The sequence below is a fragment of the Candidatus Weimeria sp. HCP3S3_B5 genome, from assembly GCF_052064335.1.
Classification (GTDB): Bacteria; Bacillota; Clostridia; order Lachnospirales; family Lachnospiraceae; genus Weimeria.
This window is the reverse complement of record NZ_JBQHVU010000012.1, coordinates 42336-65027: the sequence shown is the minus strand read 5'-3', so window position 1 is coordinate 65027 and position 22692 is coordinate 42336. Positions and strand designations below refer to the sequence as shown.

At 48.4% G+C, this 22692-nt stretch carries 15 protein-coding genes; 13 read left to right on the top strand and 2 right to left on the bottom strand.

Annotated features, from left to right (window positions below; all coding sequences use genetic code 11):
- Positions 1 to 69 precede the first annotated feature (69 nt).
- The 4 genes from proS to ACTNCK_RS07270 all read left to right on the top strand — a co-directional run bounded on the left by proS (position 70) and on the right by ACTNCK_RS07270 (position 6387).
- Positions 70 to 1506 (top strand): proline--tRNA ligase, encoded by a 1437-nt coding sequence (proS, locus tag ACTNCK_RS07285; protein WP_441081841.1) that lies wholly within the window; start codon positions 70 to 72, stop codon positions 1504 to 1506.
- Positions 1449 to 4103: a CCA tRNA nucleotidyltransferase gene (locus ACTNCK_RS07280; RefSeq protein WP_441081840.1), complete on the top strand. Its 2655-nt coding sequence runs from the start codon at positions 1449 to 1451 to the stop codon at positions 4101 to 4103. The genes proS and ACTNCK_RS07280 overlap by 58 nt, the downstream gene beginning before the upstream one ends.
- 85 nt (positions 4104 to 4188) lie before the next feature.
- The gene (locus ACTNCK_RS07275) at positions 4189 to 5922 is read left to right on the top strand and encodes a phospho-sugar mutase (protein WP_441081839.1); all 1734 of its coding nucleotides are present in this window, start codon (positions 4189 to 4191) and stop codon (positions 5920 to 5922) included.
- 189 nt (positions 5923 to 6111) lie between these two features.
- Positions 6112 to 6387 carry an HU family DNA-binding protein gene (locus tag ACTNCK_RS07270; RefSeq protein ID WP_441081838.1) on the top strand — a complete coding sequence of 92 codons (276 nt, stop codon included), beginning with the start codon at positions 6112 to 6114 and terminating at the stop codon, positions 6385 to 6387.
- Positions 6388 to 6449: 62 nt separating this feature from the next.
- On the opposite strand, the gene ACTNCK_RS07265 is transcribed toward ACTNCK_RS07270, so the two are convergent.
- Positions 6450 to 7223, bottom strand: a complete 774-nt coding sequence (locus ACTNCK_RS07265; RefSeq protein WP_441081837.1) for a TraX family protein — start codon at positions 7221 to 7223, stop codon at positions 6450 to 6452.
- Positions 7224 to 7242: 19 nt separating this feature from the next.
- The gene (locus ACTNCK_RS07260; RefSeq protein WP_441081836.1) at positions 7243 to 8961 is read right to left on the bottom strand and encodes a methyl-accepting chemotaxis protein; all 1719 of its coding nucleotides are present in this window, start codon (positions 8959 to 8961) and stop codon (positions 7243 to 7245) included.
- Positions 8962 to 9751: 790 nt separating this feature from the next.
- Between ACTNCK_RS07260 and ACTNCK_RS07255 the strand changes: the two genes are divergently transcribed.
- The 9 genes from ACTNCK_RS07255 (at position 9752) to ACTNCK_RS07215 (ending at position 22688) form a co-directional block, all read left to right on the top strand.
- Positions 9752 to 9991, top strand: coding sequence for an RNA-binding S4 domain-containing protein (locus ACTNCK_RS07255; protein WP_441081859.1), 240 nt, complete (start codon positions 9752 to 9754; stop codon positions 9989 to 9991).
- Positions 9992 to 10086: 95 nt separating this feature from the next.
- Positions 10087 to 10404: an FtsB family cell division protein gene (locus ACTNCK_RS07250; RefSeq protein ID WP_441081835.1), complete on the top strand. Its 318-nt coding sequence runs from the start codon at positions 10087 to 10089 to the stop codon at positions 10402 to 10404.
- 1 nt (position 10405) lies between these two features.
- Entirely contained in the window at positions 10406 to 11842 is a 1437-nt protein-coding gene (gene tilS / locus ACTNCK_RS07245) for a tRNA lysidine(34) synthetase TilS (RefSeq protein WP_441081834.1), read from the top strand.
- Positions 11811 to 12341: a hypoxanthine phosphoribosyltransferase gene (gene hpt / locus ACTNCK_RS07240; RefSeq protein WP_441081833.1), complete on the top strand. Its 531-nt coding sequence runs from the start codon at positions 11811 to 11813 to the stop codon at positions 12339 to 12341. Before tilS ends, hpt begins: the two co-directional genes overlap by 32 nt.
- Positions 12342 to 12356: 15 nt before the next feature.
- Complete coding sequence (ftsH, locus tag ACTNCK_RS07235) at positions 12357 to 14180, top strand: ATP-dependent zinc metalloprotease FtsH (protein ID WP_441081832.1); 1824 nt, start codon at positions 12357 to 12359, stop codon at positions 14178 to 14180.
- Positions 14181 to 14193: 13 nt separating this feature from the next.
- Positions 14194 to 16245 carry an alpha amylase N-terminal ig-like domain-containing protein gene (locus ACTNCK_RS07230; RefSeq protein WP_441081831.1) on the top strand — a complete coding sequence of 684 codons (2052 nt, stop codon included), beginning with the start codon at positions 14194 to 14196 and terminating at the stop codon, positions 16243 to 16245.
- Positions 16235 to 18919 carry an NYN domain-containing protein gene (locus ACTNCK_RS07225; RefSeq protein ID WP_441081830.1) on the top strand — a complete coding sequence of 895 codons (2685 nt, stop codon included), beginning with the start codon at positions 16235 to 16237 and terminating at the stop codon, positions 18917 to 18919. The genes ACTNCK_RS07230 and ACTNCK_RS07225 overlap by 11 nt, the downstream gene beginning before the upstream one ends.
- Complete coding sequence (locus tag ACTNCK_RS07220; protein ID WP_441081829.1) at positions 18916 to 20007, top strand: metallophosphoesterase family protein; 1092 nt, start codon at positions 18916 to 18918, stop codon at positions 20005 to 20007. The genes ACTNCK_RS07225 and ACTNCK_RS07220 overlap by 4 nt, the downstream gene beginning before the upstream one ends.
- Positions 20004 to 22688: an AAA family ATPase gene (locus ACTNCK_RS07215; protein ID WP_441081828.1), complete on the top strand. Its 2685-nt coding sequence runs from the start codon at positions 20004 to 20006 to the stop codon at positions 22686 to 22688. Before ACTNCK_RS07220 ends, ACTNCK_RS07215 begins: the two co-directional genes overlap by 4 nt.
- Positions 22689 to 22692: the final 4 nt, after the last annotated feature.

Sequence of the window (22692 nt, the reverse complement as noted above, 5' to 3'; positions counted from 1 at the left end):
AGCTCTTGACATGGACAGTTATTTTTTCTATGATTATATAGTTTGAATATTTTGAAGCGAGGACACGAAATGGCTGATAAGAAACTTGTGGAGGAGATCACCTCCCGCGATGAGGATTTCACACAGTGGTACACTGATGTGGTCAGGAAAGCAGAGCTGATGGAATACTCATCCATCAAGGGCTTTATGATATATAAGCCGAATGGATATGCTATCTGGGAGAATATCCAGAAGAAGCTTGATGGAATGTTCAAGGAAACCGGAGTAGAAAATGTATATCTGCCGGTGCTTATTCCGGAGAGTCTTCTAGAGAAGGAGAAGGATCATGTAAAGGGCTTTGCACCTGAGGTGGCATGGGTCACACAGGGAGGCGGAAACCAGCTGACAGAGAGGCTGTGCGTGCGCCCTACATCTGAGACCCTTTTCTGTGAGCTGTTCAGGAACAACTGTCATACCTACAGGGATCTGCCAATGGTATACAATCAGTGGTGCTCAGTGGTGCGCTGGGAAAAGACTACCCGTCCATTCCTTCGTTCCTCAGAGTTCCTCTGGCAGGAGGGACATACCATCCATGCCACAGCAGAGGAGGCCAAAGAGAGAACCCTTCAGATGCTCAATATTTATGCTGATTTCTGCGAAAAGGAGCTTGCTATCCCGGTGATCAAGGGACAGAAGACAGATAAGGAGAAGTTCGCAGGAGCAGAGGCCACCTATACGATAGAGACAATGATGCATGACGGTAAGTCACTGCAGTCAGGAACCTCGCATAATTTCGGCGATGGATTCGCAAAGGCCTATGGAGTCCAGTATACAGGAGCAGACAACAAGCTTCATTCTGTATACCAGACATCCTGGGGAGTTTCCACAAGGCTTATCGGAGCGCTTATAATGGTACACGGAGATGATTCGGGACTTGTGCTTCCTCCTCATATAGCGCCTGTTCAGGTCATGATCATTCCTATCCTTCAGAAGAAGCCAGAGGTAATGGAGGCCTGCATGAAGGTAAAGGAAGCCTTAAGAGCAGCAGGCATTTCTGTTAAGGTTGATGATTCTGATAAGAGACCTGGATTCAAGTACGCAGAGGAAGAGATGCGCGGTATCCCTCTCCGTATAGAGATAGGTCCTAAGGATATAGAGAAGGGTCAGTGCGTGCTCGTCCGCAGGGACAATCGCGAGAAGTCCTTTGCAGCCCTTGACGAGGTCGCTGTGAAGGCAGCAGAGGTCCTTGAGCAGGAGCAGCAGGATATGTTTGAGCGTGCAAAGGCGTTCAGGGATTCCCATATCTATGATGCTCATGACTATGATGAGTTCAAGGATATAATAAACAACAAGCCTGGAATGGTCCGTGCAATGTGGTGCGGAGATCAGGCCTGCGAGGAGCGGATAAAGGAAGATACCACAGCTACAAGCCGCTGCATGCCATTTGAGCAGGAGAACATTTCAGACAGATGCGTCTGCTGCGGCAAGCCGGCAAAGAAGCTTGTGATCTGGGGCAAAGCTTATTGATGCATTTACCGGGATCAGTAGAAAAGATAATACACAGATTGGAACAGGCCGGCCACGAAGCATATGCAGTGGGCGGCTGTGTTCGTGATGCGCTTTTGGGACTCACCCCTGACGACTGGGATATCACCACGTCGGCAGAACCGGATGAGGTCAAGGCGCTTTTTTCGAGGACAATAGATACAGGTATCAAGCACGGTACAGTGACAGTCAGGATGGATGGTAAGAGCTTTGAGGTGACCACCTATCGTATAGACGGGAGCTACGAGGACGGCAGACATCCTGATAATGTGACCTTTACCAAGAGCCTGGAGGAGGATCTAAGGCGCCGCGATTTCACTATAAATGCAATGGCTGTAAACGACAGCACAGGAATTGTCGATCTGTTCGGAGGTCAGGAGGATCTGAAAAAAGGGATCATCCGCTGTGTAGGGGACCCGCTTGAACGCTTTTCTGAGGATGCTCTCCGTATGATGAGGGCGGTCAGATTTGCGGCAAAGCTTGATTTTTCGATAGAGGAGAAGACCTATCAGGCTATCCGGGAACTAAAGGACAATCTGAGCATGGTATCAGCAGAAAGGATCCAGGTGGAGCTTACCAAGCTTATCTGCTCGGCTCATCCAGATAAGATGTATGAGCTCTACGATAGCGGGCTTACCTCTGTATTTTTCCCTGAATGGGACAGCTGCATGGAGTGTGAGCAGAATACAAGGCACCATTGCTATACAGTTGGCTGGCATACCATTCATGCCATGGAAAATGTCTCTGACAACAAGGTCATGAGACTGGCTGCTCTTCTGCATGATATAGGAAAGCCGGTTGTAGCTCGCAGCGATAAGAAAGGCCACAGCCATTTTCAGGGACATCCGCAGGAATCGGCGCTGATGGCGGAAGAGATCCTGACCAGGCTGAAATATGATAATGATACGATAAGAAAGGTAGTCACTCTTGTCCGCTACCATGATGAGCGTCCGCGTTTAAGCGATGTGACTGTCAGACGCTGTATCAGTGAGATGGACCTTGACTACAGGGAGCTCTTTGAGCTGAAGCGGGCTGATGTGATGGCTCAGAGCGATTATATGCGGGAGGAAAAGCTTTCCTATATAGACAGATTCGAGTCGCTCTGGGAGAATAATCTGCAATACGCAACAGATAAAAAGCAGCTTCTGATAAACGGCAATGATCTGATAAAGGAAGGAATAGAGAAGGGACCTGGACTTGGAAGGATAATGGAGAGGCTGCTTTCTGATGTGCTGAAGGATCCGGCGGTCAATCAGAGGGAAACTCTTGTTTCGAGGGCAAAGGACTACAACAGGCTTCTGAAGGCAGGTAAGCTCTTTGTCTGCCTGTTTGCGGCGGCCTTTATCTTTACCTCCTGCACCAGCAGTGGCAATGGAAATGTAAGCTACAGGACTCCGGGGACTCCGATCACATCAGCTGATGATTCAAGCGGTGACGCCATGGAGGAAAGCGGTCTGACAGATGTATATGTGATCGAGGAAAATGACAGGAGAAATGACAGGCTTACTGTCATGAATGTCATAAGTTTTCAGGAATACCGCTATCCATATACAGTCCTTACAGAATTTCTGGATAAGTACGGAGGTACAGCCTCGGTTGAAGATTTTTTGCCGGGAATGGGTATCACCTTTGACGCGAGCGGCAGGTACGGCACCCTGACCAGAGTCCAGAAGACCAAAGCGCTCTGGGAAAGGGACGATGTCAGGGATTATTCCTTCAAGGAATCTGAGGAGCTGATGAAGATCGGAAATACAGGTTATCACCTGCCAAAGACAGCCCTTTTCCTCGATGGAAATACCATAACGGATCAGGACAGTATTGACCCTGCTTCGGATACACTCAGGGTGACAGGCTATGACAGGGAGATAGTCGCGGTCGCTGTAGACAGAGGACATGGCTACCTTACCCTTAAGGATACTAAGCTTTTTGACGGAAGTCTTATAGAAATAGGCTCCGAGGATATAGAGGAGGTTGCGGACGGAAAGTCCATTTCTCTTCCGGTAGGGACCTACAGGGTGACTGTGGCCAATAATGGCTGGGGAGGCAGCCGGACAGTTCGTATAAAGAAGAATGTCGACTCGTATCTAAGCCTTGATTCCATGAAGGGAAGCGGCCCGAAGAAGTGCAGCCTTACCTTTGAGATCGGGGTAAAGGCGGCAAAGATATATCTGGATGGAATACTTGTGAAAAAGGGAAAGACACAGCAGGTAAAGTACGGAGAGCACAGTCTTAGCGTGATAGCTGATGGATACGATACCTGGACCAGGACTCTTATAGTGAACTCTCCCGAGGCTACTATAGCCCTTGATATTTCAGACAGCAAGGAGGGCAGCACTAAATCCTCCGGAGCCTCATCATCAGGAACGGGCGGGAGTACGGCTTCAGGCACTACCGGCAATTCATCCGCCACATCGTCATCGAATGATAATTCATCACCTGCCAGCGGAAGTGACCGGTCTTCTGGAAACGATTCTGACTCCGATTCCTCGTCTAAGAGTGCTAAGGGCAAGGCAGAAGAAAATTATCTTTCCACACTTGCAGATTCCATCGTGAATTCTGTATCAGGCTCTTCTGACTGATAAAAATTAGTGGAATTGACAGGGAAAATCGTATATAATTTAAATAATTAACTATAAAAGTACAGTTTGATCCAAAGGAGGACACATGGGATACAAAGAGACATACGAATCATGGCTTTCAGATCCGTACTTTGATGATGAGACAAAGGCAGAGCTTCGCGGCATAGCCGGGAATGAAAAGGAGATAGAGGACAGATTCTATAAGGACCTGGAGTTTGGTACAGCAGGACTCAGAGGAGTGATAGGAGCCGGTACCAACAGGATGAATGTATATACTGTCCGCAGGGCGACTCAGGGACTTGCAGACTATATCAATAAAGTCGGCGGAGCAGAAAGAGGAGTAGCAATTTCATATGACTGCCGTCATATGTCTCCGGAGTTCGCTGATGAGGCCGCAGAGTGTCTGGCTGCAAATGGCATCAAGGCTTATGTTTTCGAGTCATTGAGGCCTACACCGGTGCTTTCATATGCAGTCAGATATCTCCACTGTATAGCCGGCATCAATATCACAGCAAGCCATAACCCGGCTGAATACAACGGCTACAAGGTATACTGGGAGGACGGTGCCCAGATCACACCTCCTCACGACACAGGGATAATGGACTGTGTAAAGGCTGTTGATATCGATACAGCAAAGACCATGACCAGACAGGCAGCCATAGAGAAGGGGCTCTATCAGGTCATTGGAAAGGATATCGACGATCCGTACATAGCAGAGCTCAAAAAGCTTGTTATCCATCAGGATGCGATCAATCAGGTCGGAAGGGACATAACTATCGTATATACACCTCTTCACGGCACAGGTAATATTCCTGTCAGGAGAGTGTTAAAGGAACTTGGCTTTACAAACGTATATGTAGTGCCTCAGCAGGAGAAGCCGGATGGAGACTTCCCTACAGTGGCATATCCTAATCCTGAGGCAAAGGAGGCCTTCGCTCTGGCCCTTGCTCTTGGCAAGGAAAAGAATGCAGACCTGATCCTTGCTACAGATCCGGATGCAGACAGACTGGGCGTATATGTAAAGGACAAGCAGGGAGAATATCACTGCCTTACCGGAAATATGAGCGGATGTCTGATCGGCAACTATGTGATCAGCCAGAGAAAGGAAAGAGACGGAGGACTCCCGGCAGACGGAGCCTTCATCAAGTCGATAGTAACCACCAATCTGGCAGATGCGATTGCAAGGGATTATGGCATTGAGCTTATAGAGGTGCTTACAGGCTTCAAGTATATAGGCGGCAAGATCCTGGAGTTCGAGAAGACCGGACACGGGACCTACCTGTTCGGAATGGAGGAAAGCTACGGCTGTCTTACAGGAACCTATGCGAGGGATAAGGATGCGGTCGATGCCTCGATGACACTCTGCGAGGCCTGCGCCTATTACAAGACAAAGGGTATGACCCTCTGGGACGCAATGCTGGACCTCTACCAGAGGCTTGGCTACTATCAGGATGCTGTAAGCTCCATCACCCTTGCAGGTAAGGAGGGTATCGAAAAGATTTCATCGATCATGACCTATCTTCGTGCAAATCCTCTGACAGAGATCGGAGGTCATAAGGTTACGGCTGTAAGAGACTATGACAAGGATACTATCACTGACATCGCAAGCGGCACCGTAAGGCCTACAGGCCTTCCGAAGTCCAATGTACTCTACTATGAACTGACAGATGATGCCTGGATCTGTGTCCGTCCTTCGGGTACAGAGCCGAAGATCAAGTTCTATTACGGAATAAAGGGCTCTGATTTTGATGATGCAGACAAGAAATCACAGAAGATGAAGAAGGCTCTTGATGACCTTGCTGAAAAGCTTACAAAATAATCTTAACAAATGAAATAAAATAAGCGTAGATTATTACGAAAAGCCCCGAAACTCGCCTGTTTCGGGGCCTTTTTGTTAAAAAAGTATTGACAAAGGCTCCTAAAAGGCTTATAAATGAAAGTGCAGGAAATAAAAGGTAATCCTGCAAAGACAAGAATAATCGTATAGATATACGAGGAGGAAATTTAAATGAACAAGACAGAACTTGTAGCAGCAATCGCTGAAAAGGCAGAAGTTCCTAAGAAGGATGTAGAGCTCGTACTCCGCGCTTTCACAGAGACAGTTACAGAGGAGCTCATCAAGGGCGAGAAGATTCAGCTCGTAGGCTTTGGTACATTCGAGGTATCAGAGAGAGCTGCCCGTACAGGACGTAATCCTCAGACAGGAGAGACAATGGAGATCGCAGCTTCCAAATCTCCTAAGTTCAAGGCTGGAAAGGCTCTTAAGGACGCTGTCAACAAGTAATATCTGATAGTTTTTGGAGTATAGAAAAGGAACGGTCATGTGGCCGTTCCTTTTTTGTTTACTTATCTGAGTGCAGGTATACCGCAATATCTGGCTATTGCCGCAAGAGCAAGCAGGTGAGCCGGATAGAAGATATAGAAGAGATACTTGAGCTTCCTGCCCTGCCTTCCATGATAATAATACAGTGGAAGCAGATCTGCTATCGCAAAGAATTCTATATTGCCGCAGGTGAACCCAAGCCAGATTACTGCCAGAGAAAATCCGATAAGCTTATGATCCTTCATCAGATAGAGGATGATGATAGCTATCACTCCGAAGGAACCGTAATCACTTGCGATGAACTTTTCTGCAATGATCACTATCAGGATGACAAGGAATATCGATATGGCAAACAGGAGATTCTCTTTCTCTTCGCTTACTTCCTTTTGTCTGATCCTTTCTCTAAGGAAATCCAGAGCCCAAATGGAAAGCATACCCAGAAGAAGTGTAAAACCTACATTGTTGTCATACCGCTCAAGGATCCTGCCATTGAAGGCCAGATCAAAGGGAATCTCTGATGCGAGGGCGAATATCAAAAGCCTTATCGCATATTTACTCCGGCTCCTTGTATAGTGGAATCCCTCGACTATGAAGAAGCAGAAAAGCGGAAAGGCCAGCCTTCCTATACAGCGGAAAACTGCATCGGATACAGTCAGGGCGGGTGTATCATGCTCCTGCATGACACCTTCGATAATCACTGCCCCGATATGGTCTATAGCCATAGTGACTATGGCTATAATCTTGAGGTAGAAGCCGCTTATGTCCCTTGAACGGGAATCATATGTCTCATTTGTCAAAATAGATCCTCTTTCCTTATCAATCCTGGAAATAATCCATTGTTTCCTTGAGTCTTACCGCAAGCTGGTTAAGCGATGCTGCTGCTTCGTTTATCACTGTGAATGTGCTTGCCAGCTCCTCCATTGAGGCATTGGTCTGCTCTGTAGAGGCAGCGTTCTCCTCTGAGATGGCGGAGAGATCGGAGATGATACCGGTTAGGGATTTCTTGGCCTGATCAAGCCCCTTGATCCTGGATGCGATCTCTGTAACTGCGTCAGCTACGCTGTTTACCTTGTCTCTCATAGAGCGGAGCTCATCTCTTGTCACATTGAGCTTCTGCTCCTGGACGTCGAAGCTTTCGTTCAGCCTGCCCATAGTTTCGACAGATGACTGTGAGCTTGCTAAAAGCTTGTCTACGATAGCAGAGATCTCATCAGCAGAGCTCTTGCTCTGATCGGCCAGATCCCTTATCTCATCAGCCACGACAGCGAAGCCCCGGCCTGCTTCTCCGGCTCTTGCTGCCTCGATGGAGGCGTTTAAGGAGAGCAGATTGGTCTGGCTGGCAATGTCCGTAATCGCTCCGGAGAACTTTGAGATTTCCTGAACGGAATCGTTTGTGGACTGGATGGTGTTTCCGATCTCGGAAACAGATGCGGTGACATCCTCAGACTGGCTTGCCAACTCTCTTATGGCATCGACGGTCTTGTCGCAGCTCTGCTTCATCGCCTTAGCATAGTCGGAAAGATTAGTGACGTTCTCAGAGATCTGGTCGATATCAGAATCCATATGGCTCGTGTCATTTGCGGCAGTCTGCACAGAATCGGCCTGGTTGGTAGCTCCCTTTGCGATATCATCTACCGCAGCCGAGACCTGAGTGGAGGCGCTGTTGGCCTGATCTGACGAACTTGAGAGATTCGCACTTGAGTCATGCAGCTCGGCTGTCATCTTCTTGGTGTCATGGATGACAGAAGAAAGCTTCTGATCGAGAGTCATTATATTTCTTGCTATTACTCCCAGCTCGTCGTTTCTTTCCATTACAGGCTTGCTGATCAGGATGCCGAGCTTACCGCTGCCCAAGGTATCGACTGCATTCGAGAGCTCTGCCATCTGTCCGGAGACTTTTTTGTTTACGAAATATCCGAGCAGGGCAAGGAATATCACACATGCCAGCTCGACAGCTATCATGGAGAACATGATCTTAAGGATCTTTGCCTCTGCCTCACTGGAGTTTTCTCCTGCGAAGGTATATCCGGCGATATTGCCGCTTGAGTCCTTTATAGGGAGATAGTAGGCGAAGTATTTCTGCCTGCCTACCGGCAGTCTCCTGTCAAAGAGATGTCCGCTTTTGGAGACGGCGTTCTTTACCTTAGGAGGGAGGCTTGTATTGCTGGATCCGTCAGGACCGACGTTAGTTATAGTCGAGATCGCATATGTGTCATTAAGGATAACGGCATAATCGAAGCCGGTTTCCTTTTTTGTGCTTGACAGTGTCTGGCCGTATTCCACAGTTACATCCTTGGCACCCTTTTTTACGATACCGTTATCGAAGCTCCACTGGCCGTCATACTCATTTGAGAGAGCCTTCCCCATCATATATGCTGAGGATTTCAGTGAATTCTCGACATTCCCGTAGTAGAGATGCCTCAACTGGTGGATCGCGGTGACAGTGATGAGCGTTGATACGATTATAACGACTAGTATCGTTATTGTGATCAGCCTCTGGATCATCTTCCCTTGTCTGGATTTAGTTTTTTTCATTTATCTGCTTGTCCTTTCCTTCGTGAGAACGAATGGTTAAAAATTAGTACATCTTTCTTTATAGTAATAATTTTTTCTATAATAGTCAAATTAAATCTGAATGTTTGACAAGGGCGGGGTTAGGGTGTAAGGTAGAGGTCAGAGGTCAGAGGTGCGAGGTCAGAGGTGCGAGGTCAGAGGTGAGAGGCCGAAAGCATAGAGATGAAGACGAGCGATAGCGAAGTCTGAATCCTATGCGAGGTCGTTCTCTGAGATTGGTGAGACCGAGCTGATAAGCGAAGGTCGAACCTAGCGAAGAGAACTTCCTTGGCCGAAAGCACAGAGACAAGAACGAGCATGAGCGAGGTGCGAGGTCAGAGGTCAGAGGTGAGAGGTGAGAGGCCGAAAGCTTGTAGGCGAGAGCAAGCTAAAAGCGCAGCTCAAGCCACAAGTGAGGCCGCTGTCTGAGGCCGAAAGCATAGAGATGAAGACGAGCGATAGCGAAGTCTGAATCCTATGCGAGGTCGTTCTGTGAGATTAGCGAAAGCAAGCCGTAGGCGAAGCTTGAGCTTAGCGAGCAGAACTTCATTATTAGCGAGAACGAGTCAAAGGCAATGCTCGAATTAAGCAAAAAAAACTTCCTTGACAAGAGGTGCGAGGTCAGAGGTCAGAGGTGAGAGGTAAACCATAACCCCTCAAACCTCACACCTCACACCTCGCACCTCAGACCTCACACCTCGCACCTCACACCTCGCACCTCATCCCTCACACCTGACAAGAAAGGACCCCCATGACTGAAGAAACAAACTCAATACGACTTGATAAATTCCTGAAGGTCTCCAGACTTATCAAGAGAAGGACTGTAGCGGCGGAGGCAGCGGATGCCGGACGGATAACTGTAAATGACAAGGTTGCCAAGGCTTCGACCAGAGTGCAGTCGGGCGATATCATAGAGATAGGCTTTGGAAACAGGACTGTAAGAGTAAAGGTGAAGAACATACTCTTAAGCACCAAGAAGGAGGATGTATCGGAGATGTATGAGTATTTATAGTGGGTGCCATCCCATATCTAGTGCTTGCAAAGAAACTGCTGCGGCCTTATAATAAAAGTTATCCTGATCACAGAGATTTTAGAAAAGGCGTATAAATGACAGTAGTGCAGGGAACGGTAAACAGCAGACAGATCACAGCTAAGAGAAGGCGTACCAGACGTGGCATCGTCTTTATTCTGTTTGCTGTGATCCTCGTGACTCTTCTCTGCCAGCTTCGCAGCCTGTATGGTAAGTACAGGACATACAGAGTGAGGGAGGCCACGGTCAAGGAGCAGATAGCAGCAGCTAAGGAGAAGCAGCAGGATCTGAAGGATTACGAGAAGTATACAAAGACCAGAGAATACACAGAGAGCACAGCTCGTTCGAAGCTGGGGCTTCTCTATGACAATGAGAAGATTTTCAAGGAAAAGTAGATTGGATTTTACTGAAGCCACATACAGCTTTATCAGAAGCAGCGGAATGTTCAGACAGAAAGGATCCGTAACCGTAGGCATATCGGGCGGCGCGGATTCGGTCTGTCTTTTTTTACAGTTAAATAAGCTGAAGGAACGCCTTGGCATAGACTTAAGGGCTATAACAGTAGAGCACGGTATCAGAGGCAGCGAAAGCGAGAAGGACTCGGAGTTCGCGAGAGAGCTCTGCCAGAGACATGGAGTGAGCTGTAAGGTTGTGAGGGTTGACGCTTCCGCAAGAGCCCGGGAGAAGGGTATTTCACTTGAGGAGGCAGCCAGACAGCTCAGATATCAGGCTTTTTTTGACAATACAAAGGAGGGAGACTATATAGCCATAGCCCATCATCTTGAGGATCAGGCAGAGACGGTCCTTTTCCATATGATCCGGGGAAGCGGGGTCAGGGGGCTGATCGGGATCAGGCCTGTTACGGAGATGAGAGGCAGGCATATAGTAAGACCACTCCTTTTTGCGACAAAGGATCAGATCCTGGCCGAGCTTTCAGTGCTGGGACAGGACTACCGTACCGATAAGACCAATTCAGATATACGTTACGCCAGGAACCGCATAAGAGAGGTCATAATGCCGGAGCTTATGAAGATAAATAAGGGCGCGATCAGACATATATGCGAGTCAGCCGAAAGCGTCGGAGAGCTTTATGACCACTTCATCTCTGAGGAAAAGGAATTGTACCAGAGGGCGCTCGTGCCGGGGGATCGGAAGGAGGAAAACAGGCTTATAGTAAAGGAGCTTATCGCGCTTCCTGACAGCTCGAGACGGATGATCATAATGGAGTATCTACGCGATACATTAAGCAGTATAAAGGACGTGGGGAGGGCGCATATAGAGCGGATCTCAGGGCTGATTGAGGACAGCACCCATTTTTCCTACAGCCTGCCGGGCAGAGCAGAGCTAAAGCTCGAATATGGCATGCTAAGCGTCACCTATCCCGAGGAGCAGACGGGGCTTTATTTGATAGACCTGTCGGGGCTTGAAAGCGATGGAGAATACAGTGCAGAGCTTGGCGGTATCACATTTGAAATGCGCATCATGAAGCCTGAGAGGGCATTAATTGAGCCAAAGACCTATGAAAAATGCCTCGATTATGATAAAATAAAAAAAGGTCTCTGTCTGCGTGATCACAGAGAAGGGGATTTCTTTACGATAGACAGGCAGGGCCATAGGAAAAGCTATAAGGATTACTGTAGAAATCAGAAGATCCAGACGACAGACCGTGGAAGGATCCCGCTGCTGGTATATGAGAATTCACATATAGCATGGGCAGTAGGATACAGGATCAGTGAGGATGTCAAGGTCACTGAGGCGACCAGGCGGGTGCTCTGGATAAAGGCAATACTGGAGGAAGATAATGGCAGACAGAATCAGAGTCATGCTCACTGAGGAGGAGCTTGACAAAAGGATCCGGGAGTTAGGGGCACAGATCAGCGAGGACTATAAGGGAGAGAGCATTTTTCTTGTATGCATACTTAAGGGAGCGGCAATGTTTGCCTGCGAGCTGGCAAAGAGGATCACAGTTCCGGTGACTATGGATTTCATGGCTACGTCTAGCTATGGATCAGGCACGTCATCAAGCGGCGAGGTAAAGATCAAGAAGGACCTTGACCTTCCTATGGAAGGAGCCAATGTCCTTATAGTAGAGGACATCATCGACAGCGGAAATACTCTTAATTTCCTCTCGCAGCTTTTTAAGGACAGAAATGCAAGGAGCGTCAGAATGTGTACAATGCTTGACAAGCCAGACAGACGCGAAGTGGATGTTGATGTGGATTACACTGGATTTACTATACCGGATGAGTTTGTGGTGGGATTCGGACTCGATTATGCACAGAAATACAGGAACCTTCCTTATATCGGTGTCATAGAGAATCCAGGAGAATAAAGAAAGAGGCAGATTTTGGAACAGAAGAGAAGAGGCTTCGGGGGGCTTTGGTTTTATCTGATACTGATTGTTGTGGTAATGGGATTCTGGCTTATGCTCACATCGCACAGGAGCCCCAACTACTCGCTTTCGCAGCTTGAGACTGCCATCGACAATGACAGGGTATCATCAATATCGATCCATCAGAACCGTGAGGTCCCTACAGGGGAGGTCGATGTAAAGCTCAAGCAGGACAGAACCAGCTATTATTTCTATGTGTCTGATGTAAAGGAGATAGAGAAGGAGCTTGCAAGCAGAAACGTAAGCTACTCTCTCGGGGATGTCCCTCAGGATAGCTGGGTTGGCGAGCTGCTGCCAATGCTTGTGATCACAGCCATGATATTCATCCTGTTCACAGTCATGTTCAACGGCAGGGCAGCTCAGGTCGGATCGCAGAATTCGAAGATGACGAATTTCGGCAAGAGCCGGGCCCAGATGATCACCAGGGAGAATGTCAAGGTCAGATTCAAGGACGTTGCAGGACTTGCAGAGGAGAAGAAGGAGCTCGAGGAGGTTGTGGATTTCCTCAAGGCTCCGGACAAATATACCCATATGGGAGCCAGAATACCAAAGGGTATGCTTCTCGTGGGTCCTCCGGGAACAGGAAAGACCCTTCTGGCCAAAGCAGTTGCAGGAGAGGCAGGAGTACCATTCTTTTCGATCTCAGGATCGGATTTCGTTGAGATGTTCGTCGGTGTCGGAGCAGCCAGGGTCAGGGATCTTTTTACCGATGCCAAGAAGAATTCACCGTGCATAGTCTTTATAGATGAGATAGATGCAGTTGCCAGACGCCGTGGAAGCGGAATGGGCGGCGGACATGATGAGAGAGAGCAGACATTGAATCAGATGCTTGTCGAGATGGACGGCTTCGAGGAGAATGAAGGCATTATAGTAATGGCTGCGACCAACCGTGAGGATATCTTAGATCCTGCTCTTACAAGGCCAGGCAGATTTGACAGAAGGATATACGTCGGACGTCCTGATATCAGGGGAAGAGAGGAGATCCTGAAGGTACATGCAGCCAACAAGCCGCTGGCAGACGACGTGGATCTGCATAATATAGCCCAGACGACAGTAGGATTCTCCGGAGCAGATCTTGAGAATCTTCTGAACGAAGCAGCTATTCTGGCTGCAAAGAACAGCAGATCGTATATCACAGAACGTGATATCAAGGACTCCTTCGTCAAGGTGAGCGTGGGGACAGAGAAGAAGAGCCGCGTGATCACAGATGAGGAAAAGAGGATAACAGCCTACCATGAGTCCGGACATGCCATACTTATGCATCTGCTCCCTAAGGCAGGCCCGGTAAACTGGATCTCGATCATTCCTACAGGCCCGGCAGGCGGATACACTATGCCCCTCAATGAAAAGGACAATATGTACGAGACCCGCGGACGTATGCTCGATGATATCATAGTTGATTTCGGCGGAAGGGTAGCCGAGGAGCTGATCTTTGATGACATCACGACAGGCGCCTCAAACGATATCAAGCAGGCTACCAAGACCGCACGCGACATGGTCACGGTCTATGGATTTTCTTCAGATATAGGACCTATCAATTACCAGAATGGGGATCCCGAGGAGATATTCCTTGGCAGGGATCTGGGTCATGCAAGACCATACGGAGAGGCTATAGCCACATCTATAGACGAGGAGGTCAAGCATATTATCGATAAGTGCTACGCAAAGGCCAGGAAGATCATAAGCGAGCACAGAGATGTCCTCGATAAGAGTGCAGCCCTTCTGATCGAAAAAGAGAAGATAAGCAGAGAAGAGTTTGAAGCTCTGTTTGAAGAGTAATGGAGATGACGAGATGAACAGAGAAGCCCTTTTTTCAGACGGTACCAGAGCATATACATCTCCTCCGGAGCCGGAGGCAAACGATACTGTTACACTGCGCCTTCGCAGCGCAAGGGGCGACGAACTCCGTGTTAGCGTGATAAGGGATGACGGACGCGAGTTTGAATGTATAAAGGAGGAGAGAAGACCGGACGACGGTATCTTTGACTACTATTGCTGTGAAATGGTATTAGGGACTGAGATGGTATCCTACTACTTCAAGATAGTCGGGGATGACGGCATTCTTTTCCTTGACAGATTCGGCGTCACTGACACGATGAGACCGCAGTATTTCTTCCGTATCTCACCGGGCTTCCATACTCCGGACTGGGCCAAGGGTGCGGTTATGTACCAGATCCTTGCCGACCGTTTCTGTAACGGTGACCCATCCAACGATGTGGTAAATAATGAGTACCACTATATCAATACCTATGTACATCATGTAGACAGCTGGTCGAAGCCGCCAGCTGATTTTGATGTTCCAAATTTTTATGGCGGGGACCTTGAGGGTGTCAGACAGAAGCTTAATTACCTGAAGAGTCTGGGAGTAGAGGTGATCTATTTCAACCCGCTCTTTGTCTCACCATCCAATCATAAATATGACATACAGGATTATGACCATATAGATCCGCATCTTGCTGTGATAAGGAAGGACGGTGGAGAGGCCCTTGCTGCTGGTGATTATGACAATACCCATGCCAGCAGATATCAGATAAGGACCACTGACCAGGAGAATCTCGACGCATCAAATGAGTTTTTTGCAGGCTTTGTCGAGGAGGCTCACAGCAAGGGCATAAGAGTGATCCTTGACGGAGTATTCAATCACTGCGGTTCATTCAATAAATGGCTGGACCGTGAGAGGATCTACGAGGGGAAGGGAGACTATAAGCCTGGGGCCTATATCAGAAAGGACAGTCCTTATCATGACTTTTTCCATTTCTATGAGGACTCCGATGATAAATGGCCCTATAATAATTCATACGATGGCTGGTGGGGCAATGATACTCTGCCAAAGCTCAATTATGAGGGCTCAAAGGAGCTTGAGGACTATATAATAGGCATAGGCAGGAAATGGGTCTCTGCCCCATATAACTGTGATGGATGGAGACTCGATGTGGCAGCGGATCTCGGACATTCTCCGGAATACAACCATCAGTTCTGGAGACGCTTCCGCAAAGAGGTCAAGGAAGCTAATCCGGATGCGGTCATCCTTGCAGAGCATTATGGAGATGCCAGCTCCTGGCTTTCCGGGGATCAGTGGGATACTATAATGAACTACGATGCCTTCATGGAGCCGTTGTCCTTTTTCCTGACGGGCATGGAAAAGCATTCGGACAGATATGAGGGCGATCTGTACGGAGACGGCAGGGTCTTTGAGATCACTATGAGACATGCCATGTGTGCCTTCCTGCCCGCATCGCTTTACTGTGCGATGAATGAGCTTGACAACCATGACCATTCGAGATTCCTGACCCGCACCAACCATAAGGTCGGTCGTGTGGCCGAGCTCGGAAGTGAGGCAGCAGGTCAGGATGTCGATACAGCAGTGCTTAAGCTTGCAGCTCTTATTCAGATGACCTGGCCGGGAGCACCTACCATCTATTATGGAGATGAAGCCGGAGTAGTTGGTTTTACAGATCCGGACAGCAGACGGACCTTCCCATGGGATAAGGCCTGTACTTATCTTATAGATTACTATAGGGATCTGATCCTTCTAAGGAAATCCGAGCCGGCCTTCAGGGATGGTTCTCTTAACTTCTTAAGCTGCGGAAGGAATTTCATAAGCTATGCCCGCTTCAATAATGAGCAGAGCTTGATCATAGCGGTTAATTCCGGAAATGATCCTATTGATGAGGACATTCCTGTCTGGAAAGGGAATGTGCCGGTAGAATGCACACTTACCCAGCTCTTTGCGACCACTCCAAAGGGCTATTCGCTGATGCCGGTGACTCTTACAGTCCAGAAGGGAATACTGCATATCAGCCTTTCGGGCCGCTCGGGGGTGATATGTTCCTATGAGAGATAAGCTTACACTGGGCATAGTTGCTCATGTTGATGCAGGAAAGACCACTCTGTCGGAAGCCATGCTCTATGGAGCGGGAGTCCTGAAAAGACATGGAAGTATAGATGCCGGCGATACGGCTCTTGATACCGATGAGATAGAGAAGAGACGCGGTATAACCATATATTCCAGAGAAGCCAGATTCGTCTGGGAGGATACTATGGTCCAGATTATAGATACTCCGGGCCATGTGGATTTCGGGACAGAGATGGAAAGGGTCCTCCCTGTACTGGACATAGCGGTGCTTCTTGTCAGTGCCATCTCAGCTATAGATGAGCATACAAAGACTCTTTTTAAGATGCTTTCCTACTATGAGATCCCGGTCATTATATTTGTAAACAAGATGGATATAGCACGGGTGAGCGCCCGGGAGATCTTCTCAGAGATCAGATCGGAGCTGTCGGACGAGGCAGTTGATTTTTCAGCACCAGAGGACAAGAGGGACGAGGAGATTGCTCTTAGCAGTGAAGAATTATTTAAAGAATTTGAAGAGAAAAGAAGCCTTTCAGAAGAATCACTCCGGAAGGCTTTTTCAGAAAGAAGGTTTTTTCCTGTCCTTTTTGGAAGCGCAAAGAGCTACGAGCGGTCAGAGGATGGGAGGGACATGGCGCCGGAAGGCGTGATAAGGCTAATGGATCTTATCGTGACACTGGGGCAGTCAGGGCCAAAGACAGAGGAATTCGGGGCCTATTGCTACAAGGTGACAAGAGAGGGCTCTACCCGTCTGGTCCATCTGAAGCTGACCGGAGGAAGCCTTAAGGTAAGAGAAAACATTGGAGACGATAAGGTCACCCGGATCAGGCTTGTAAACGGCGATAGGTTTGAAAGCGTTCCGGAGATCACAGCAGGTGATACTGCAAGCGTCGAGGGACTTTCTCATGTAAAGGCAGGCCAGACGATTGGACAGTGCAGAATAGAAAGAAAACCCTTGCTGGAGCCGGTCCTTTCATACAGAGTCCTGCCTCCGTCGGATGTCAGTCCTGAGCAGCTATATGATCAGCTGATGATCCTTGGTGAGGAGGATCCTTCCCTCAATGTAGCCTGGATAGAGGAGAGCAGGGAAGTCCATATAAGACTGATGGGTCAGGTCCAGCTTTCTGTAATAACGGAATCGATAAAGAATCGCTTCGGATATGTCGTGACTTTTGATGCCGGAAGGATAATGTATAAGGAGACCATAGGCAGCTCAGCGGAGGGAATAGGACATTTTGAACCGCTTAGACACTATGCCGAGGTGAGACTTCTGATCACTCCGGGAGAGCCCGGAAGCGGTATAGAGGTCGACAGTGAATGCCCTACAGATATACTCGACAGGAATTATCAGCAGCAGATCCTCTCAACACTTAGTGGCTACAGGCATAAGGGAGTCCTGACAGGAAGTCCGCTTACCGATGTCCATCTGACACTTGTCGGAGGCAAGTCGCATAATGCCCATACCATGGGAGGAGATTTCCGCAAGGCCACTATAAGGGCAGTGCGTCAGGGACTGATGAAGGCCTGCCCGGTGCTTTTAGAGCCATGGTACAGGGTCCATCTGATAATTCCGTCCGAGGCAGTCGGAAGTGCCTTAAATGATCTGATGCAGATGGGAGGCAGTACGGGACAGCCTTATTCCAGAGGAGAGCGGACAGAGATAGATGGGGAGGTTCCGGTCAGCTCCTTCATGGAGTATTCAAAGAGACTCATGGTCTATACCAGGGGCACCGAGAATATAGAGCTTTCAAGCGCCGGCTACAGGCCGTGCCATAACACAGACCAGGTAGTGGAGGAAAAGGGTTACGATCCGGTAAATGACGGAAGGAATCCGGTTTCATCGGTATTCTGCTTCCATGGAGTCGGAGAAAATGTGCCCTGGTATATGGTGGACCAGATCGCAAGAAGCGAGCCTGTCCTTAAGGGGGATGATCGTGTAGACTGGGAGCATAGCAGGGAGGCCGTAGAAAAGGCGGCAGCCGAGGCAGAGGAGATCCTGGAGGAAAAGGAGCAGAGGCTTTCGGGCCCTGGCGCCATGGAGAAAAAGGGCGTGAAAAGGAGCTCATATCAGGGCTACAGCGGCATGAGCCCTGAGCTCGAGGAGATATTCATAAGAGAATTCGGAGAGATAAAGCGTCCGCTTGCCGGGGATTTTTCTACCGAGAGGAATTATGACAGGGAACAGAACATAAAGGATGCCAGAGAGGACTATATCATGTCCCACCCGGCTATCAAGGAAAAGAGACGCAGTGAGAACAAGAAGGACAGATATCTGATAATAGACGGATATAATGTGATCCATGCGTCGGCAGAGCTGGCTGATCTTTTCAGAGAGAATATGGACTCAGCCAGGAATGCACTCGAGGATATGGTGGCAAACTATCAGGGCTTCGATCGGGCGGAAACGATCATAGTCTACGATGCCTACAACAGAAAGAATAATGCCGGAAGGACCCTGTCCAGAGGAAATATCACAGTGGTATTTACCAGAGAGGATCAGACAGCGGATGCCTATATAGAGAAGTTCACCCATGACCATAGAGACAGGGACAGCGTAAGGGTGGTGACATCGGACAATGCCGAGCAGACAATAGCCTATGGCAACGGGGCCGTCAGGGTATCATCAAGGGAATTTCTGTCAGAGCTGAAGGAAGCGCATATATGAAGATATTGCACTGTGCAGACATACATTTGGATTCAAAGATGGAGAACAGACTCTCTCCTGACCAGGCCAGAGAGAGAAGAAATGAGCTCCTGGAGGGATTTCACAGGATGATAAGCTATGCCGGAAGAAACAATATAGAGGCAGTGCTTATATCCGGGGATCTTTTTGACAGGAGACATATCAGAAAGGTCGTGAAGGAAGAGGTAAAGCAGGAGCTAACCTCGCATGGAGACATCGATTTTTACTATCTGAGAGGCAATCATGACATAACCGATTTCCTTGATGATCTGGAAGAGGTGCCTGCCAATCTGCATCTTTTTTCTGCAGACAGATGGACATCCTACCAGTGCCCGGACAATATAGTGATCACAGGAAGGGAAATGGACGCCAAGTCACAGACAGACCTTATCAGCGAAATGGTTCTCGATCCCTCCAAGGTCAACATCGTGATGCTTCATGGACAGGACAGACAGTACCAGTCACATGATAATGCATATACGATAGATATTCCCAAGCTCAGGGGCAGATACATAGATTATCTGGCACTCGGACACATTCACAGCTACAGGTGGGAGGAACTTGATGACAGAGGAGTGCTCTGCTATCCGGGATGTCCGGAAGGCAGAGGCTTTGATGAATGTGGGAAAAAGGGCTTCGTGGTTCTTGATATAGACAGCACAGGTGTGAAGTCGCATGAGTTTGTGTCGCTTGCAAGGCGGCAGTGCCACCAGATTAAGGTAGAGGTGGAAGCGGATGACGATCTTGACCGGGTCGTGTCAAAGGTAAGGGCGGTGCTTGAAAAGGCATCGTTAAATGACCTGATAAGAGTCGATCTGACAGGCAGGAAAAATATGGATTTAGAGATCGACTGTGACTGGATCAGGATGCAGACAGACAGAGGATTCTATGTATATGATGTGAAGGATGATACCAGTGTCAGGGTAAACTATGAGAACTTCGCCCATGATTGGTCATTAAAGGGGACCTTTGTCCGGACTGTTCAGGGACTTGATATAGACGAGGAGAGGAAGGCGGAGATAATAGAGCTTGGGATCAGAGCGATAATGGAAGGGAGCCTTACGGAATGAAACTGATATCAGCATATATAGCCGGTTTCGGAAGGATCACAGATACCAGGTTTTCCTTTACTCCCGGACTCAATCAGATACTCGATGATAACGGCAAGGGGAAGACGACGCTTGCAGTTTTCATAAAGGCCATGTTTTATGGAATGGAGTACTCTCCGAGGAAAAGCGCTCTGACCGAGAGGGACCATTACCGTCCATGGAATGGAGGAAGCTATGGCGGCAATCTTATCTTTTCGGTTGATCAGAAAACCTACCGTATTGAGCGGACCTTTGGAGGGACAGCAAAGGAGGATACATTTGCTGTTTTTGACCAGGACAGCGGAAGTGAGTCGGATGATTATACAGAAAAGATAGGAGAGGAGCTCTTTGAGGTAGACAGGGAGTCGTTTGAGAAAAGTATTTTTGTCCCGCAGGGGTCTCTGGAGACAAAGATCACAAGTCAGCTGAACGCCAAGATGGGAGGTCTGGGCTCGGTTCAGGATGATATGAACAGATATGACCAGGCTATGGAGGCGATAGACAATGCGAGAAAGGTTTATACTGCCAGCAGCAAGGTCAATCCCGGGCTTATAAAGCAGATAAATGACAGGATCCATCAGGAAAAGGAAAAGGCGGACCGTATACCCAAGCTGCAGGAGGCCTATGACACCAAGGCCCATATGCTTTTTGACAAGAGAAGCGAGCTCAGACGGATGGAGTACAAGAAGAGCACCCTGTCAGACCAGCTGGGTGTGATAGCCAGGAGCGAGAAGTCTGTAGGCGTCTATCAGGCCAAGATGGATTCTTTGAATAAGCAGGAGGAGGTGATCAGGGGCCTTGATGATTTTTTCGCGAACGGGCTGCCTGAGGAGGACTATATAGCTGGTCTTGAGAAAAGAGAAAGAGAGCTGAGCCTTAACAGAAACCGTCGTGATATCCTGAGGGAAAAGCTTCCAGAAAAGGAAGATGAGGAATTCCTGACAAGGCTCTTTGCGAGCAGAAGCCTGAGCGAGGAGGACATCGATCAGTGGAAGAAGGAGTCCGAGATGATCAGGTCCCTTCGCATCAAGGGAGAGCATGTGCAGATGTCTGATGAGGAGAAGGAACAGCTGGCCGAGCTTCGCGATTTCTTTAAAAACGGTACTCCTGATGATGAGCAGATTCAGGATACTCTTTCTGATATCAGCAGATGTAATGAGATATCAGGGCAGATGAAGACTCTTGGCGAGACCCACCAGAAGCACAGGGAGGCAGCGATCGGAGAAAGAGAGACCCGTTCTATAGAGGAAGGCTTTTCTGGGATTATTATAATAGGAATAATAACCGCTGTTTTCTTTCTGGCAAGTTCCGTTTTTTTTCGTTCGGCGGAGCCTGGAAAGCTGTCCATGGTCATTTCGATAGGTGCCTTTGTAGGTGGTGTTATCTGCGCAGTCGTTTTTATCATGCAGCTTCTGCACCGCATTTCCAACATGAGAAAGTCGAGGACAACTATCGAGGATGAGCTGTTTGAATCAGAAAAGGATCTGTCGAGGCTTTCCACAGAATATGACAGGCTGCGTCAGACCATATATTCCTTCATCGAGAAGTATCCGGTATCTGCTGATGATATGCAGCAGGCTCTTCTCGAGATCCACCGAAAGAAGGACAGATTTGACACATTAAATGCCGAGGAACAGAAGCTTTCCGAGAATACCTCCGGAATGGTCGATGAGCTGTCAGCCCTTCAGCTCAAGCTCTATACCTCGCTCGATCCATATGCAAAGGAATTCGGGATCAACCTTTATCAGGAGGATAAGGATTACGAGCTTATAAAGGCGATTTCCCAGAAGCTCAAGGAGTATAATGAATTCGAGGAGACATCCCAGGAGTATCAGCGTCTTGTCGCATCGATAAACAGCGAGACAAAGGCACTGCTGGTTTCACTGCGCTCATATCCGCTAAAGACCGATATAACGGATATAGCAGGTGCCCTGAGAGAGATCAGGCAGAATATGCTTCTCTATTCAAGCACCCAGAAGCAGATAGAGGAGATAAAGGATGAGCTAAGGCAGATTCATGTGGATGAAATAGCACATTCGGGAAGGACTCTGCAGGAGCTTCAGGATGAGCAGAAGAGACTTGATGACGATATTTCTAAGCAGAAGCAGTATATTGCCGAGGACTTAAAGGAGCTTGATGCCCGTTCTGCGACACTTGTGGAATGTGAGGAGGCAAGGGAGACATTAAGAGAGCTCAATGCCAAAAAAGCCTCATATGAGAAAAAGGTCGAACTGTTTGAGGAGACCAAGAAGTATCTGCGTATAGCAAGAGAAAATTTCCTGAAGGTATATATGGGCCCGCTGAGAGAGCGGCTGAATTACTATATGAAGTCACTCTATCCTGACTCAGACGAGGCTATCCTTACAGAGGATTTCGAGCTCGATATGAATCTTTCGGTATCGGTTTCCGGAAAGAGCGGAGGAGGACGTACAAGAAGCAGCGACTATCTTTCAAAGGGCTATCAGGATCTGGCATCCTTCTGCTCGAGAGCTGCCCTTATAGATGTGCTCTTCAGAAAAGAGGAGCCTGTGATCATACTTGATGATCCATTCGTCAATTTCGATCAGGACAAGCTTTCCGACGCAAGGAAGCTTATGAAGGAGCTTTCCGACAAATATCAGATCATATACATGACCTGTCACGAGAGCAGGTCGATGAGGTGAGAAT